The sequence below is a fragment of the Maricaulis sp. genome, from assembly GCF_017642925.1.
Classification (GTDB): Bacteria; Pseudomonadota; Alphaproteobacteria; order Caulobacterales; family Maricaulaceae; genus Maricaulis.
In genome coordinates, this window is the sequence record NZ_JAEPOL010000002.1 from 1 (window position 1) to 16,299 (window position 16,299).

General features: G+C 65.1%; 17 protein-coding genes. 8 read left to right on the forward strand and 9 right to left on the reverse strand.

Annotated features, from left to right (window positions below; all coding sequences use genetic code 11):
* Positions 1 to 198: 198 nt before the first annotated feature.
* The 3 genes from typA to JJ918_RS01605 all read right to left on the reverse strand — a co-directional run bounded on the left by typA (position 199) and on the right by JJ918_RS01605 (position 3,863).
* A complete protein-coding gene (gene typA / locus JJ918_RS01595; RefSeq protein WP_367277619.1) occupies positions 199 to 2,061 on the reverse strand; it encodes a translational GTPase TypA in 1,863 nt (620 codons plus the stop codon).
* A gap of 62 nt (positions 2,062 to 2,123) precedes the next feature.
* Positions 2,124 to 3,308, reverse strand: coding sequence for a hypothetical protein (locus JJ918_RS01600; RefSeq protein WP_291882425.1), 1,185 nt, complete (start codon positions 3,306 to 3,308; stop codon positions 2,124 to 2,126).
* Between the two features lie 69 nt (positions 3,309 to 3,377).
* Positions 3,378 to 3,863, reverse strand: coding sequence for a MarR family winged helix-turn-helix transcriptional regulator (locus JJ918_RS01605; protein WP_291882428.1), 486 nt, complete (start codon positions 3,861 to 3,863; stop codon positions 3,378 to 3,380).
* Between the two features lie 126 nt (positions 3,864 to 3,989).
* Here JJ918_RS01605 and hppD point away from each other — a divergent pair, with 126 nt between their 5' ends.
* Together hppD and JJ918_RS01615 are read left to right on the forward strand one after the other, a co-directional pair.
* Positions 3,990 to 5,081 (forward strand): 4-hydroxyphenylpyruvate dioxygenase, encoded by a 1,092-nt coding sequence (gene hppD / locus JJ918_RS01610; protein WP_291882431.1) that lies wholly within the window; start codon positions 3,990 to 3,992, stop codon positions 5,079 to 5,081.
* Between the two features lie 127 nt (positions 5,082 to 5,208).
* Positions 5,209 to 5,742: a VOC family protein gene (locus JJ918_RS01615; RefSeq protein WP_291882434.1), complete on the forward strand. Its 534-nt coding sequence runs from the start codon at positions 5,209 to 5,211 to the stop codon at positions 5,740 to 5,742.
* A gap of 67 nt (positions 5,743 to 5,809) precedes the next feature.
* Here the strand turns inward: JJ918_RS01615 and JJ918_RS01620 are convergent, their stop codons facing one another.
* Positions 5,810 to 7,033: a DUF2254 domain-containing protein gene (locus tag JJ918_RS01620; protein WP_291882437.1), complete on the reverse strand. Its 1,224-nt coding sequence runs from the start codon at positions 7,031 to 7,033 to the stop codon at positions 5,810 to 5,812.
* A 198-nt stretch (positions 7,034 to 7,231) separates the two neighbouring features.
* Between JJ918_RS01620 and JJ918_RS01625 the strand changes: the two genes are divergently transcribed.
* The 3 genes from JJ918_RS01625 (at position 7,232) to JJ918_RS01635 (ending at position 9,060) form a co-directional block, all read left to right on the forward strand.
* Positions 7,232 to 7,933 (forward strand): hypothetical protein, encoded by a 702-nt coding sequence (locus JJ918_RS01625; RefSeq protein WP_291882439.1) that lies wholly within the window; start codon positions 7,232 to 7,234, stop codon positions 7,931 to 7,933.
* 32 nt (positions 7,934 to 7,965) lie between these two features.
* A complete protein-coding gene (locus tag JJ918_RS01630) occupies positions 7,966 to 8,433 on the forward strand; it encodes a LuxR C-terminal-related transcriptional regulator (protein ID WP_291882442.1) in 468 nt (155 codons plus the stop codon).
* 96 nt (positions 8,434 to 8,529) lie between these two features.
* Positions 8,530 to 9,060: a DUF4199 domain-containing protein gene (locus JJ918_RS01635; RefSeq protein WP_291882444.1), complete on the forward strand. Its 531-nt coding sequence runs from the start codon at positions 8,530 to 8,532 to the stop codon at positions 9,058 to 9,060.
* Positions 9,061 to 9,067: 7 nt separating this feature from the next.
* On the opposite strand, the gene JJ918_RS01640 is transcribed toward JJ918_RS01635, so the two are convergent.
* Complete coding sequence (locus JJ918_RS01640; RefSeq protein ID WP_291882446.1) at positions 9,068 to 9,559, reverse strand: SRPBCC family protein; 492 nt, start codon at positions 9,557 to 9,559, stop codon at positions 9,068 to 9,070.
* A 25-nt stretch (positions 9,560 to 9,584) separates the two neighbouring features.
* Positions 9,585 to 9,929, reverse strand: a complete 345-nt coding sequence (locus JJ918_RS01645) for a helix-turn-helix transcriptional regulator (RefSeq protein ID WP_291882449.1) — start codon at positions 9,927 to 9,929, stop codon at positions 9,585 to 9,587.
* Positions 9,930 to 10,081: 152 nt separating this feature from the next.
* Here JJ918_RS01645 and JJ918_RS01650 point away from each other — a divergent pair, with 152 nt between their 5' ends.
* Complete coding sequence (locus tag JJ918_RS01650; RefSeq protein WP_271186179.1) at positions 10,082 to 10,453, forward strand: BlaI/MecI/CopY family transcriptional regulator; 372 nt, start codon at positions 10,082 to 10,084, stop codon at positions 10,451 to 10,453.
* A 95-nt stretch (positions 10,454 to 10,548) separates the two neighbouring features.
* Here the strand turns inward: JJ918_RS01650 and JJ918_RS01655 are convergent, their stop codons facing one another.
* From JJ918_RS01655 to JJ918_RS01665, 3 genes are all read right to left on the reverse strand, one after another.
* Entirely contained in the window at positions 10,549 to 11,484 is a 936-nt protein-coding gene (locus JJ918_RS01655; protein WP_291882453.1) for an alpha/beta fold hydrolase, read from the reverse strand.
* Positions 11,485 to 11,597: 113 nt separating this feature from the next.
* Positions 11,598 to 13,901, reverse strand: coding sequence for a TonB-dependent receptor (locus tag JJ918_RS01660; protein WP_291882456.1), 2,304 nt, complete (start codon positions 13,899 to 13,901; stop codon positions 11,598 to 11,600).
* A complete protein-coding gene (locus JJ918_RS01665) occupies positions 13,898 to 14,812 on the reverse strand; it encodes an alpha/beta hydrolase (protein ID WP_291882459.1) in 915 nt (304 codons plus the stop codon). The genes JJ918_RS01660 and JJ918_RS01665 overlap by 4 nt, the downstream gene beginning before the upstream one ends.
* A gap of 83 nt (positions 14,813 to 14,895) precedes the next feature.
* Here JJ918_RS01665 and JJ918_RS01670 point away from each other — a divergent pair, with 83 nt between their 5' ends.
* Complete coding sequence (locus JJ918_RS01670) at positions 14,896 to 15,504, forward strand: TetR/AcrR family transcriptional regulator (RefSeq protein WP_291882461.1); 609 nt, start codon at positions 14,896 to 14,898, stop codon at positions 15,502 to 15,504.
* Entirely contained in the window at positions 15,501 to 16,292 is a 792-nt protein-coding gene (locus JJ918_RS01675; RefSeq protein ID WP_291882463.1) for an enoyl-CoA hydratase/isomerase family protein, read from the forward strand. The genes JJ918_RS01670 and JJ918_RS01675 overlap by 4 nt, the downstream gene beginning before the upstream one ends.
* The last annotated feature ends 7 nt before the right edge of the window (positions 16,293 to 16,299 follow it).

Consider the following 16,299-nt stretch of genomic DNA (forward strand, 5'->3'; position numbering starts at 1 on the left):
GTGCTGACACGCCATTCCTCCCCATTTCATGGGGAGGTGGATCGCCGCAAGGCGGCGAGACGGAGGGGCGCCGCGTCAGCGGCGTTATGTTGATGCCAAGCTCCACCGCCTCCCAGCGCTCCGCGCCGGCCCCTTCGACCCGCGGCTAACGCCGCGGCCCACTTCCCCACGGGGTGGGGAAGAAAGCGCGTAAAGCCCTTACCCGGCGCGGCTGGCCTTCTTGCGCTCGTGCTCTTTCAGCCAGATCTTGCGGATGCGGATCGACTGCGGCGTCACCTCGACGAGTTCGTCGTCATTGATGAATTCCAGGGCGTATTCCAGCGTCAGGCGGACCGGCGGGGTGAGGACGATATTCTCGTCCGTGCCCGAGGCGCGCATATTGGTCAGCTTCTTGCCCTTGGTCGGGTTGGCGATCATGTCCTCTTCGCGGGCATTCACGCCGATGATCATGCCCTCATAGACTTCCACGCCATGGCCGATGAACAGCTTGCCGCGTTCCTGCAGGTTGAACAGAGCAAAGCCCAGCGCCTTGCCGTCGATCATCGAGACAATCGCGCCGTTGTGCCGCTGGCCCAGCTCGCCCTGGCTGCGCGGACCGTAATGGTCGAACGTGTGGAACATCAGGCCGGAGCCGGAGGTGAGGGTCAGGAATTCAGAGCGGAAGCCGATCAGGCCGCGGGTCGGGACGATATAGTCGATCCGCACCCGGCCATTGCCGTCCGGCACCATGTTCTTCATCTCGGCCTTGCGCTGGCCGAGGCGTTCCATGACGGCGCCCTGGTTCACTTCCTCGACGTCGACGGTGAGGCTTTCATAGGGCTCCAGCGTCTCGCCGTTTTCTTCCTTCAGCACCACGCGCGGCCGGCCCACGGCCAGCTCGAAGCCCTCGCGGCGCATCGTCTCGATCAGGATGGAGAGATGCAGTTCGCCGCGCCCGGAGACGGTGAACTTGTCGGCATCGTCCTGCTGCACGACTTTCAGCGCCACATTGTGGATCAGCTCGCGGTCGAGACGATCCTTGATATTGCGCGAGGTCACGAACTTGCCTTCGCGGCCAGCGAACGGGCTGTCATTGACCTGGAAGGTCATCGACAGGGTCGGTTCGTCGACCGAGAGCGGCGGCAGCGCCTCGACATGATCCGGATCGCACACCGTGTCGGAGATTTTCAGATCCTCGATACCGGTGAAGGTGATGATATCGCCGGCCTGGGCGCTGTCGCGCTCGACCTTTTCCAGACCGTGGAAGCCGAAGATCTGCAGGATCTTGCCCTTCACCTTGCGGCCATCGGCCTTGGCGACGGTGACGAGCTGGTTCTTCTTCACCCGGCCGCGGGCAACGCGGCCGATACCGATCACGCCGGTGAAGGAAGAATAGTCCAGCGCCGAGACCTGCAGCTGCAGCGGGCCGTCCGGATCGACGTCCGGCTTCGGCGTGTGCGCCGTGATCATCTCGAACAGCGGTTTCATGTCGGTGCCGGTCTCGCCGGCCTCGTTCGACGCCCAGCCCTGCAGGGCGGAGGCATAGACGACCGGGAAGTCGAGCTGGTCCTCATTGGCGCCCAGACGGTCGAACAGGTCGAAAGTCTGGTCGACAACCCAGTCCGGACGGGCGGAGGGGCGGTCGGCCTTGTTGACGACCACGATCGGCTTCAGGCCGCGCGCCAGCGCCTTCTTCGTCACGAAGGAGGTCTGTGGCATCGGACCGTCGACCGCGTCGACAAGCAGCAGCACGCCATCGACCATCGACAGCACGCGCTCCACCTCGCCGCCGAAATCGGCGTGGCCGGGCGTGTCGACGATATTGATCGACCAGTCACCCCAGGTCACCGCGGTATTCTTGGCCAGGATGGTGATTCCGCGTTCCTTTTCCAGGTCGTTGGAATCCATCATCCGTTCGGACACATTGGCCCGTTCGCCCAGCGTACCGGACTGTTGCAGCAATTGGTCGACCAGCGTGGTCTTGCCGTGGTCGACGTGCGCCACGATGGCGATGTTGCGCAGCTTGTCGAGGGACGCGCTCATGGGCTCTACTTTTCCTGTGGTGAAAGGGCGCGCCCTCATACGCTGTGAGGCGCGGGCTGGCCAGTGCTTATTCCGTGGCAGGGCTTATTCTGTGCCGGTTGTTATTCCGGGGCCGCGTCGGTACGGGCCGCCGTCTGACCGGGCAGACGCAGGGCCGGCAGGTAGTGCCAGACCAGGCTGGCGAGCGCCGACACAACGAGCGCAGCGAAGAAGACGATCAGGAAGACCTGGCGCGTACGCCCGGAAACCGTCACCGCGATGTCGTCCAGCGGGACGACCGAGACAAAATACCAGTCCGGACCGGCCACCCGGCTGAAGGCGATCATCTGGCCCAGCGCCTCGGCGCGCACAATGCCGCGCGGCCGCGGATCGTCGGCGAGATAGTCAACCAGCGCAGCCGGATCGACGCGGACATCATTGTCCTGTTCCGCAGGACGACCACGGGCGATCACCTGGTGATCCCGTCCCAGCATCAGATTGACGCCGCCGGCCGGCGGTTCTTCCAGAGCCCGGGCAAGATGGTCGTTCATCATCATCGAGGTGCCGAACGCGCCCAGGAGGACATCGCCGTCCAGAACCGGCTTGCGGCAGGCCGTCGCCGAACGCTCGCCGGCATCGCGATAGACGAAGCGCGACAGCTGGGTGCACTGCATCACGCCGTCCGGATTGGTTTCGCGCGAGAACAGGCGCGGATCCTCGTCCGCCTGCAGCGGGAAGTCGGCCGGGGCCTCGAACCGGTAGAATTCCAGCCGGTCTTCGCGGTCGGGCGCGAACATCACCATCCGCCGGTCGGGCGTGAAATAGTAGAGGCTGGAGAATTGCTGCAGCCAGGCCTCGCCGACCGTGCGCACGACATGCAGCCCGGCCAGATAGCGCCGCTTCTCCTCCAGGGTCATGGCCTCGCCATCACCGAGGAATGCGCCGACACCATAGGTATGGTCGCCACCGCCCAGATCGGCTCCGTCGAACAGGTCCGGTGCGCTGCGTCGGGTACCGTCGCCATGGGGCGGGAAGAAGCGGTCGAATTCGGCCTCGACCTCGTCATCGCCCAGCGTTTCGAGCCGGCGCTCGAAGGCGGTCTCGGCAGCCAGGATGAAGGTCTCGGCGCGGTCGAACACCGCCTGCTCGCGATCGCCGCGCATGCGGATATAGGTCTGGAGTGTTTCGGCCCGGGCGGCGTGCAGCGCATCGCCGAGTATGCCCTGGACGCACGTCGCCGCCACAGCGGCAAGAGCCGCTGCGATGACAAGATGCATCACAGCGATGACGAGGTTTCTGACCAGCACCGGCGCCTCCAGATATCGTCTATACACAAAGCAAAGTGGCGTGTGCGTGATATTTGATGAGCGCGTTTTTCAGCGGCTTTCGGGCGTGTCGGGCATGGCGTCCGCGAGCTGCCTGACGAGGGCACAGAAATCGGTCTGATCTGACGGCGCCAGTACCGCGTTTGCCGCCTGGGCCACGGCCTCCACGTGCGGACGCAGGCGCTGGTAAAGCGCGTCACCCTTCTCCGTGAGATAGAGATGGCTGACCCGGCCATCGACCTGCGAGGCCTCGCGCACCAGCAGACCGGCCAGCAGCAGCGCCTTGGTGGCGCGGCTGACAATCCCCTTGTCCATCGGCGTCATCGCCACGACCTCGACGGCGGTGCGGCCCGGCCGTTCCGCAATCGCCGCCAACACCCGCCATTGCGACAGGTTGAGATCGCCCTCGCGCCGCACGATCTCGGCCGTGCGCCGTGAAATCAGATCGGCCAGCACCGTGACCTGGTAGGGCCAGTAGCTGTCCAGCTGGATGGCATCGCCCGGCGCGGCGGCGGAAAGGGATCGCGGTTCGCTCATGCCGTCATTTTAGTTGCGATCACAACTTGACGCAATAGCAACCAAACGCGTATTGTCCCGCTCCAATGGGCGTCGTGACGGCCTGTCAGGCCTTCGGCGCGGAACCCCAACCCCTGGAGACGAAACATGGCAGACCTGTTCGAAAACCCGATGGGCCTTTGCGGCTTCGAGTTCGTCGAGTTCACGGCGCCGGAACGCGGCCTCATCGAACCCGTCTTCAAGACGATGGGCTTTACCCACATCGCCAATCACCGCTCCAAGGACATCGAGCTGTGGCGCCAGGGCGATATCAACTTCCTGATCAATTACGAGTCCGGCACGCCGGCCGCCTTCTTCGCCGCCGAGCACGGCCCGTCTGCCTCGGGCATGGGCTTCCGCGTCAAGAATGCCAAGCGCGCCTACGCCATGGCCCTGGAAAAGGGTGCCCAGCCCGTCGAGACCGAAACCCGCGTCTCCGAGCTGCGCCTGCCGGCCATTCGCGGCATTGGCGGCGCCACCGTCTACCTGATCGACCGGTTCGAGGACGGCAAGTCGATCTATGACATCGATTTCGAATACATCGAAGGCGTCGACCGCCACCCGAAGGGCTGCGGCTTCAACGTGATCGATCACCTCACCCACAATGTCTACAAGGGCCGGATGGACTACTGGGCGAAGTATTACGAGGATCTCTTCAACTTCCGCGAGATCCGCTATTTCGACATCAAGGGCGAATATACCGGCCTCCTGTCGCGCGCCATGACGGCCCCGGACGGTCTGATCCGCATCCCGCTGAACGAGGAGAAGTCGGACGGCGTCGGCCAGATCGAGGAGTATCTGCGCGAGTACAAGGGCGAAGGCATCCAGCACATCGCCTTCTCCTGCGACAATCTCATCGAGTGCTGGGACCGGCTGAAGGAATGCGGCGTGGAATTCATGACCCCGCCGCCGGACACCTATTACGACATGCTGGACGAGCGCCTGCCGGGCCATGGCGAACCGGTCGCCGAATTCCAGAAGCGCGGCATCCTGCTCGACGGCACAACCGAGGGCGGCGCCCCGCGCCTGCTGCTGCAGATCTTCGGTGAAAAGGCCATCGGCCCGATCTTCTTCGAATTCATCCAGCGCAAGGAAGACGAAGGCTTCGGCGAGGGCAATTTCAAGGCCCTGTTCGAGTCGATCGAGCGCGACCAGATCAAGCGCGGCGTGCTGAAGACGAAGGAAACGGAAAACGCGTAGGCGGGCCCGGGGACATGTACCTGCGGTACGTGTCCCCGACCCGGCGCGCCACCTTCCCCATCAAGGGGAAGGATGAAATTTCCCGGGACACGTACCCAAGGTACATGTCCCTCATGAGGAGACAGGCATGACCGTCAATCTCAAGCGCATCCACCACGTTGCCTATCGCTGCAAGGACGCCAAGGAGACCGTCGAGTTCTACCAGCGCGTCATGGGCATGGATTTCAAACTGGCCATCGCCGAGAACGAGGTTCCCTCGACCAAGGCACCGGACCCCTACATGCACGTCTTCCTGGACGCCGGCATGGGCAATGTCCTGGCCTTTTTCGAACTGCCCAACTCGCCGGAGATGGGCCGCGACGGCAATACGCCGGAATGGGTCCAGCACATCGCCTTCGAGGTGGAGGACATGGACGCCCTCCTGGCCGCCAAGGCGCATATCGAGGCCGAAGGCCTGGACGTGCTCGGCCCGGTCAATCACGGCATCTTCAAGTCGATCTACTTCTTCGATCCGAACGGCCACCGCCTGGAACTGGCAGCCAATACCGGTACCGAGGAGCAGATGGCCGAACTCAAGCGCGTCGCCCGTCCGATGATCGAGGAATGGAGCCAGACCAAGCGCGCACCCAAGCATGCCGCCTGGCTGCACGAACAGGACTAGGGCTCTCTCCAGCCCTTGACCCGAAACGCCCCGATGACCTCCCGCCGGGGCGTTTTCGTTTCGGGGATTATTCGAACGGCGCCGCCGCCTTCAGGACATCGACATCCGGGGCGTATTGCATGGCGGCTTCGGCCCGCACCAGCGCCTCGCGGCTCATGGCACGCGCCGGTTCGCCGAACGCCGCCTCATCGACCGCGACAAGAACGCCGAGCGCCCTTTGCAGGCTGATACCGACTTCCACCCGGTCCGCACCGTCACGGGCGACCGGACGGAAGGCATGGGTGACCAGCACGGCCGGGTCCGGCGGCGCCATGAAGACGCGGTCGGCCGGGTCGTCCGCGAGCGCCTCGAACTGGCTGCACATCCGGGTCAGAAGACGCGTCATGGCCGTGATCGCCGACAGGGCCGAGCCGCTGTCATTGACGGCGTCCGACAGCGCGCGCGAGGCGATCTCTGCCAGCATGACCAGGCCGAAGGCCGGATCCTCCTCCAGCGTGCGGCGCGGCGCGGTGATGATCTGTTCCAGCACCGCTTCGTCGATCCCGTCGCCGCCCGTGACATGGGCGGCCGGTTCGCCCGGCCCGACATAGCTGCCCGGCGGCGACAGGATGTAGATGCGCGCATCGGCCGTCTCGGCGATCGCCTGCAGGGCGGCGACATCGATAGTCTGCACATGTCCGGCCCGGGCCGGGCACAGCGCCCGCACGCCGTCCGGGATCTCGTCAAGCCGGCTGGCACCGAGATTGGGGCAGCTCTCGGCTCGTGCGAGCGCTTTTTCCGTCGCCGCCTCGATCACGGCGATCGCTTCCTCCACCCCGCCGAAGCCGGACAACCGGTCGATCCAGCGGATCAGCATCACCACGACATGGACCACCAGCAAAAGGGTCAGCGCGAGCAGGACGACAACCGCCGCCTCGCCATACAGGCCGGAATTGACGCCGATCAGGCCCAGCAGGCTGAACAGGAAGGCGCCGACGAAGGTCGAGATGGCGGTCTGGGCGGTCCGGTCCTGCGTCAAGAGAGGGCGCGCGCGGGGCGTTGCCGAATTCGCGGCGGCCTGGAAGGCGGAGAACATCGTCGCCATCGAGAAGATGGCAACGGCCAGCATGCTGGACGCCAGGATATTCAGGGTCGCGGCCAGCGCATCGATCTCGACCAGCGCGACCCAGCTCTCCGGCAGATAGCCGCCGATCACCGGAGCCACGCCGACCGCCAGAACGGCCGCCAGGGCATAGATCGCCGGCAGGAACCAGATCGATTGCCAGATGCGGCGAAGATAGAAGGTCAGCATGCTCCCCACTCTTGTGTAACGCTGCGGCCCGCGGTGGGTTCCCGCCCGCCGGCGCGAGACGGTTTGATCCGGGGGACGACATCGCCTTCAATTCCCGTTTTTCGTGCTTGCCGATCATGATACGCGTGGAGCGTGAGAACCGGGATACATCTTCGAAAGCGAAAGGCACGACGCCGTCGGCGCAACGCCAAGCCGGTGGTGGCCGGCTGGTACTCCATCGGGATCGTCTGCTCGGGCGCCTTCCTCTGGTATCTCGTCCACTATTTCGTCTTCATCAGCTATGCCTGCCGTGACTATGTCGACTGGTGGACCGCCTCATTGCCCGGCCGCCCGACACTGCTGCTCGCATCCAGCCTGTTTGCCATCACCCTGGCGCTGTGGCTGTGCGCCGACATCATCCGCCCGAAACCCGTCCGCTTCCCGGCGACGCTGCGCATCGTGCAGGCCATGCTGACCGGCAGCATGGTGCTGATGAGCGTGATGCAGTCGGGATATCTCAACCCGCGTTCTGCCGACGGACAGGTCTATGCCTTCGTTCTTGAAGACGCGACGAACTGGCCTGTCGCTTCGCTGCTTTTCCCCTCCGGTCGGGGCCTGCCACAGTATGCGGCGATCGATGTCGACTGGAGCGATCCGGCTTTCGACCGCTATCACGCACTGGAGGATCGCTATGGGCAGACCTTTGGACGATCGGGCCTGTGGTGGCCGTTTGACGTCCATGACGGCCAGCTTGAGTGCGAGGCGGAGGCCGGGCTGGCAGCTGAGTTCGAGCGCGCCCTCGCCATCTACAATATGCGGCGCGACGCCGACGTGGCGGAAGCGGAGCCGACGATCTGGGAGATCGACCGGATGGCGCGTGAGGAGAACAAGCGCGCTTCCGCCGGGTTCCCGCAAGATTGATCAACCCGCCGCTTTCCGCCAGATTCGCCGCCATGTGGCGCACCATCCTCCTCTCGGCCGCAGCGCTCGCGCTGGCGGTCTTTGCCCTGGAATGGCTGGAATACCGGTTCTGGGCGCGCACGATCGGCATCGAGGCCTTCATCGCGATTGTCGGCGCGGCGTGTATCGCCCTCGGCATCTGGCTGGGCGTACGGCTGACCCGGCAGGCCCCGCCCGCCCCCTTCGAGCGCAATGATGCGGCGCTGGCCTCGCTGGGTATCACGCCGCGCGAATACGACGTGCTGCTGGCCATGACGGCCGGCGACGGCAACAAGGCGATGGCCCGCACGCTGGGCGTTTCGCCCAACACGGTGAAGACGCATATCGCCCGCCTCTTCGACAAGCTGGAGGTCTCCAGCCGCGTGCAGGCGCTGGAACGTGCCCGGCGTCTCAGACTGATCCCCGGCACCGGCGACGCGCAAGGCGACATGGAGGGCAGCAGACCGCATCCGGACGGGTGAATTCCGCCCGATCACCCATCGGGGTGACGACGGGGCGATCCGGCAAAGGCAGGACATCCCGGTCAAGTGAACGCCAGAACCAGGGGGAAACCAGTCATGGCACACATCGTCCTCACCTTCGGCATCATTGCCGGTCTTATCGTCTCGCTTCTCATGGTCATCGGCATGACCCTCCTGGCCGGCCCCGACGGGGTCGGCTCGGAGACGGCCGGCTATCTCACCATGCTGCTGGCGCTCGGCTTCATCTTTGTGGCGATCAAACGCCATCGCGACATCAATCTGGGCGGCGTGATCCGCTTCTGGCCGGCGCTTGCGATCGGACTCGGCGTCGCGGCCATTGCCGGCCTGTTCTACGTCATCACCTGGGAGATCTATTTCAACATGACCGGCGGCGCCTTCATGGACGCCTACGTCACCGCGCAGATCGAAGGCCAGCGCGAGCGGGGCCTCACCGCCGGCGAGCTCGCCGCCCACGAGGCCAGCCTGCGCCAGTCGATGGCGCTTTATGCCAACTGGTGGTTCCGCATGCCCGTCACCTTCACCGAGATTTTCCCCGTCGGCGTGCTGGTCAGCCTCGTCTCGGCCGCCATCCTGCGCAATCCGAACGTCCTGCCACGCCGCGCTTGAGACGTCCTCAGACCGTGGCCAGGCCTGCCAGAAGGCTGTCCAGACGGTCATAGCTGGCACCCGCACCTTCCCGCATCGGGCTGGCCGCCACGATGTCGCGGGCTTCGGCACTCTCATAGGTGATGGTGATTTCGAAGGTCGTCACACCGGCCGCCTCGGTCAATCGCGTGGTGACGATGGCCGAGCCAGGATACCAACTCATGTCGAACTGCTCCGTGTGCACGATCAGGTCCGGACGCTCGATCTCGAGATAGCGCCCGCCCATCCCCATCTCTTCGCCACGCTCGGCATGGGTCCAGACATAGCGGTAGGCGCCATCCACCTGCAGGTCGATCTCGCAGACCGACAGGATCCAGCCGTCCGGTCCCAGCAGCCAGCGTTTGACGAGGTGCGGCTCCGTGAGTGCCCGGAAGACCAGCGCGCGCGGGGCATCGAACCGGCGGGTCATGACAAGCTCGCGCTCGCCCTTCGGCGCGACCTCGAGTGTGTGTCGATACATGGGATTTCCTCCAGAAAGTTTGTGATTAGTGGTCGCGGGGGCCGGGCTCGTGGCCGGCCTTCATGTCGTCGAGCAGATCGTCGAGAGCCCGGAAGCGGGCATCCCAGAGCTTGCGGAATTCCTCCAGCCAGTGCGTCGCCTGGGCCAGCGTCTCGGGCTGTATCCGGCAGGGACGCCGCGTCCCGTCACGGCTCCGGGTAATCAGCCCGGCCTTCTGGAGCACTTTGAGATGCTTGGAAATCGCCGGCTGGCTGAGCGTGAAGGGCTCGGAGAGCTCCATCACCGTCGCTTCGCCGCTTGCGAGCCGGGCGAGAATGGCCCGCCGTGTGGGATCGGCCAGAGCCGTAAACGTCGTGTCAAGATCCGACATATTTCACCATTTAGTTATATATCTTATTGGTGAAATATATGACGGGCCTGCACCCGTCAACCCGGTCCGGCCCCGATATTGCAAACAAAACCTTAACGGCCGCGCATGTTGCAATTCGGGCCGCGGCGTAGAAGGCTAAGGGGATGACGAAGATGGCGAACGAACAGGCCCTCACCGAAGACGAGCACAAGACCATGCGTATCCTGTGGGACCGCGGCGGTGCGTCTGTGGGCGAGCTGTCGGTTGCGACTCGCCGTCCGGCCGGCGAGACCCTCGCCATGCTGCAGCGTCTGCGCCGCAAGGGCGCCGTCGACCGGCACCGCACCGCACGCGAGATTGTCTATCGTCCCTGCCTCAATCGCGAGACGGCCCGCACCCACGCCCTCGGGCGCCTTCTGACGGCCGATGCGCCGGCGAATGATACCGGGCTGGGCGTGGTCGTGCTGCGCGAGTGCGATGTCGACCCGCAGGACTGGGCCGACCTGCAGGCCGAGATCGCCGAGAAGGCTGCGGCTCGCCGCTAATTTTCAGCAAAAGTGGGAACCGGTTTTGCGGTCCGAAAATGCGGCCACTCAAAAGCCGGAGCCATTTCCTTGACCGCAATGGCGATGAAATGGCGCTAGTTTTCGCTGAGGAAAGCCCGCACATCCTCCAGCGTCCGCTCGGGCGCTTCTTCGTGCGGGATGTGGCCGAGATCGTCATGGACGACGAGCTGAACATCCGGCATCGCGGCCTCGAAACGGGCTGCGTGATCGACCGGCACCATGCCGTCGCGGCCGCCCCACAGGATCAGCGCCGGCACCGTCACCCGCGCGAGATCGGCTTCGGGGTCCGGCAGGGTGAAGACCTCCAGCCGCTCGACCAGCGCCTCGCCCACGCCCTCGCCCTGCATCAGACCGTGCACACGGGCCGGCAGGTCCGGATCCATGCGCGTGGGATCGCCGAACAGCGCCGCCGTCGCCCCGGCGACAACCGGCTGCGGACCCTGGGTGAGATAGAAGCGCACGCCGACCGGCACATCGACCGGTTCCTCGGTGACGCCATTGATCGAGAAGCCGCCCGGCGCGACGAGCACCAGTTTCTCGACCCGGTCGCCATGATCGGCGGCATAGCGCCAGGCGACCAGACCGCCGAGTGAATTGCCCACCAGCGTCGCGCGGTCGATATCCATCGCGTCCATCAGACCGCCCAGGAAGTCGACCGTTTGCGGCACGGAATAGCGCGCCTGCGGATCCGGGCCGGTCAGGCCGTGACCCGGCAAATCCATGCGCACAATGCGATAGTCAGCGGACAGCGCATCCGCCCAGTCATCCCAGCTTTCCAGCGAGAAGGAGAAGCCGTGGATCATCACGATGACCGGTGCGTCGTCCGGCCCCTGGACGCGGACCCGCGCCGTGACGCCGTCGACATCGACCAGCCGGTCCTGTGCATCCCACCAGGGCGAGTCGATGACCGCGCCGGGGGCCGGTTCCGAACCGCCGCGGCCGAAGACAAACCAGGCAATCCCGGCGACCAGCGCCAGCAGAAGAAGAATGAGACCAAGCGTGCGCATCATGACGGGAGCTCCGGGCGGGAGAAAGGGAATGGCCGGCACTGCAGGGTGCAGCGCCGGCCCAGTCTGTCAGCTTTCGGGCGAGCCGGGGAGGGACCAGCCCGCCCTGGCTGTGCCTAGTAGCGGAACGCGATGGTTCCGGTGATCGTCATCGGATTGCCGTAGTAGGCGGTCAGCGTGCCCGCCTGGCCCAGCTCCGGTGCGAAGGTCGTGTTGTTGACGAAGTCATAGCCGGCGACGATGTATTCCTCGTCCGTCAGATTGCGGCCATGAATGCCCAGCTGCCAGCGATCGTCGGCGCTGTCCCACACCACAGAGGCGTTGAACAGCGTGTAGGCTTCCTGGTCGAGCGCCTCGAAGGGCACTTCGAACTGGGTGGAGTCGCCGCGATGGCTCACCGTGCCCAGCATGGTCAGGTCGCCGCCCGCGAACGGCGTCATGTAGGTCAGCGTGGCGCTGGCCGTCATGTCCGGCGTGTTCTGGATTTCCACATCGTCGGAAATGTCGACGCCGAAAGCGTTGATGAACTGGTCGTACTCACCGTTCAGCAGGCCGACAGCCCACCCCAGATTCAGATTGTCGCCCGGGGTGAAGAGATCGTCGGCAATGTCCAGCATGCCTTCATATTCGATGCCCTGGATGGTCGCGGCACCGGCATTGGTCGTCACGCCCGTGAAGGTGTCGTTGACGCCGTCATTGTCGGTATCGATACCCACCGAGCCCGGAACCTGGACGTCGGTATAGTCCATGTAGAAATAGGCCAGCGCGTGACGGTAGCGGCCGTTTTCATACTTCCAGCCGATTTCATAGCTGTTCACGGTCTCCGGATCGAAGCTCATGAACTCGAAGATTTCGGCCTCGGTGACGGTGCCGTTCTGGTCAAAGTCCGGTGCACCGGTGGTCTGGGCGCGCGGGTCGAAACCGCCGCCCTTGAAGCCGCGGCTGAAGGTTGCGTAGAAATTATTCTCCGCATCCGGCTGCCAGGCCAGCGAGATCGACGGGCTGAAATCATCCCAGGAATTGGTGCCCAGGAAGTCCGACGTGGTCGCGATCGACACACCCGCGCCACCGAAATATTCCGAGAAACCGCCCAGATAAGTGCGGCGCAGAACGCGCGAGGTGCGCTCGTCCTCGGTGTAGCGGCCACCCACCGTCAGGCTCAGCTGATCGGTCAGATCATAGGTGAAGTTGGCGAACAGCGACCAGGTCTTGGTGTCCACATCGCCATAGGTCTGGGCGTTGAGGCCGGCCAGCGTGGTGTCCAGCAGCACGTCGAACACGGTGTAGGCGCTGGCATCGAGATAGTAGTAGCCGATCACACCGTTCAGACGCTCGCTGGAATAGAGCAGCTGGAATTCTTCCGAGAACTGCTCGTTCTCGTAGATCGCCGGCACGTCGAAATCGCCTTCCGGCAGGCTGTCGAAGTCAATCGGGGTGACCGAGGCGTCTTCGCGGCTGGACAGGATATTGCGCACCGTGAAGTGCTCGTTGATTTCCCATTCCGCCGTCAGCGAGAGGCCTTCGGCCTCGACGCTCTGCGCCACGACATCCAGACCGGCACGCGTGTCGAAGACATCGTCCAGCACCGGATAGCTCGGCGTATAGCCCGGTGCGGTCGGGATCAGGCGATGGCCGCCGCGCGGATTGGACTCGTCCTCGACGCGGTCATAGGCGAGACGGAAGAACAGGTCGGCCGTCGGCTCCCATTCCGCGCTGACGCGATAGCCCAGCACGTCCTTGTTGTAGTTGTCCTGGCCGGTATAGAGATTGTCGCCGAAACCGTCGCGCTGCAGGTTGGCCACGGCGCCGCCGACGCGGAAGGTATCGGACAGCGGCACGCTGCCGGACACGATCTGGTCGAGCTGGTTATAGGACCCGACATTGACACGGGCGTTCAGGGTCGGCGCGTCCGGATCGAGACGGCTGGTGACGTATTTGACGGCGCCGCCGACCGTGTTCCGGCCGTACAGCGTGCCCTGCGGGCCGCGCAGCACTTCGATCCGCTCGACATCATAGATGTCCAGAACGGCCGATTGCGGACGGTTGAAATAGACGTCGTCGACATAGATGCCGACACCGGCCTCGAAGCCGGCAACCGGATCCTGCTGGCCGATACCGCGGATGAAGGCGGTCAGCGTCGAATTGGTGCCGCGGGAGACTTCCAGCGTGACGTTCGGCGTGACTTCCGCCACAGCCGTGATGTCGATGGCGCCGGTGCGCTCGAGCTCGGCACCCGTCAACGCGGAGACCGAAAGCGGCACGTCCTGCAGCGTTTCCTCGCGGCGGCGGGCGGTGACGGTGATGACGTCGCGGGTTTCGGCCGCGCCGGCATCGTCCTGGGCCAGGACCGGCGCCGAGATCAGCGCGGCCGAGGCGACCGTGCTCGCAAGGAGGACGGCTTTGGTGATCGTTTTCTTCATGACGAGAAACTCCCCTCGATATTTTCTGGGTGGGTGACGCCGGCCTGGACCTGGCTGGCGAATTGCTGGACCGCTTCGGCGAACTCTTCGGGTTGCTCGAGATGCGGTGCGTGCCCGGATTGGGCGAAGGCCTTGCCCTGCGCGTTCGGCAAGGTGTCGACGAGATACCGGCTCGTGGCGGGGTCATAGGCCTGGCTGGCCTCGCCCCAGGTCACCAGGACCGGCAGAGACATGGCGGGCAGGGCCGGACGGAAATCCTGTCCGGCCATGGATTCCCAGAGGGCCGCCATGGCTTCGGCGTCGCACTGGTGCAATTCCACCAGCACGCGCTGAATGAGATCCGGATCGCGGCTGGCGCGATCGCGGGAGAAGATGTGGCGCACAAAGGCCGCCGCATAGGCCGGCCAGTTCGAGCGCATCGCTTCGAGCGCGCGCTGGCTGCCGGCCGTATCCATGCCGCTGGCCATGCCGAGCGACCAGTCTTCGGTATTGAGAATGCGCGGGCTCATATCCTCGACCACGAGGCCGGCTAGGCGCGCGGATCCGTGCCGTGCAATCAGGCTCCAGAGCACCTGGGCGCCCATCGACCAGCCCAGCGCGACGACACCGGTCACATCCAGCGCGTCCAGCAGCACGACGAGATCGTCGGCGAGCGCATTGATGTCCGGGCGGCCGGGACCGGCCGGTGTCTGTCCGTGGGCCCGCAGGTCCGGAACGATAACCCGGAAGTCCTGTTTCAGGAGATCGACGACGGGATCGAAAAACCGTCCGGAGGCCGCCCATCCATGCACGAGCAGCAGGACCGGCCCCTGCCCGGCATCCCGGTAGGCCATGTCCGTCCCATCCGGCAGTGCGAGGCTTTTCAGCACCCCGTCACGGCCGGCCGGATTGTCCGAGCGGATATTCAGCACGGTTCCGACAACTCCTGGATCCTCCCCCGCATTGGCTTTCATGCCATATTGCGTGGGAAGCAATTTTGTGAAAACTGAATCATATGTCAACTTTGAACACGACCACGACGGCGAAAAAGCCGAAGACCGCGCGCGGCCAGCGCACCCGGGCGAAGCTGCTGGATGCGGCTGAAGGGGCTTTCGGGGAAGGCGGATTCCACACCACATCGATCGGCGACATCACGCGCCGGGCGTCGGTGGCTCTGGGCACTTTCTACGTCTATTTCGATTCCAAGGACGAGATTTTCCGCGCCCTCGTGGCCCATATGGGCGAGATGGTGCGCGGCTGGATCGCCGAACGCGTGAAGGGCGCAAAAGACCGCATGGAGGCCGAGCATCTCGGCCTGGTCGCCTATATCGAGTTCGCCCGCGCCCACCCCAATCTCTACCGCATCATCGAGGAGGCCCAGTTCGTCGCGCCGGACGCCTACAAGGCCCACTATGACCGGTTCGCCGAACGCTATTGCCGCAACCTCTCCGAGGCCGCCGAGCGTGGCGAGATCCGCGAGGGCGACGAGACGGTGCGCGCCTGGGCGCTGATCGGGATGAGCGTGTTTCTCGGTCTGCGCTACGGCATCTGGGATACTGAGAGCAGTGCCGAGGATATCGCCCGCAAGGCTGCCGACCTGATCCGCCGGGGTCTGGAAGCATGAGCGCCGCCGCTGCAGCCTCAACCGGCACGGTCCGGGCAGAGACGCGCAGCGGTGTGTTGCGGCTGGTGCTCGACCGGCCGCACCGGGGCAATGCGCTCGTCCCCGACCTGCTGGACGCCTGTCTGCACGCGCTGGACACGGCCGGCGATATCCGCGCTGTCGTGGTGACCGGCGCCGGACGGGCCTTTTCCTCCGGCGGCGATGTCGGGGAATTCCGCGCCCGCGCGGACGACCGCGAGGCCCTGCTGGCCTATTCGGAGCGCGTGGTCGGCACGCTGAACCAGGTGATCCTGCGCCTGCGCGACATGCCCTGCCCGGTGATCGCGGCCGTCAACGGACCGGTCACCGGCGGATCGGTGGGCCTGATGCTCGCCGCCGACATGATCCTCATGGACGCGGCCGCTTTCATCCAGCCCTATTATGCCCGCATGGGCTTTGCGCCGGATGGCGGCTGGACGGCGCTGATGCCGGAACGCATCGGCCGCGCCCGCACGGCCCGCTGGCTCGCCTTCGACGAACGGCTGGACGCCCGGGAAGCACTGGCCATCGGTCTGGTCGACCGGGTGGTGGAAACGGGCGGCATGGCTGCGGAGATCGACCGGCAGCTCGCCGCACTCGAACCGCTCGATCCCGGCCTCGCCCTGACATCCCGGCGCCTGCTCGACGCGCAGATCGCCGGTCCGGATCTGGCCGGACGGCTGGACCGGGAAAAACGCGAATTTCTCGACCGCATTGCCCGCGAGGACACAAGAGGGCGCATGAACGCCTTCCTCGCCGGCGCGAAATAACATGCCC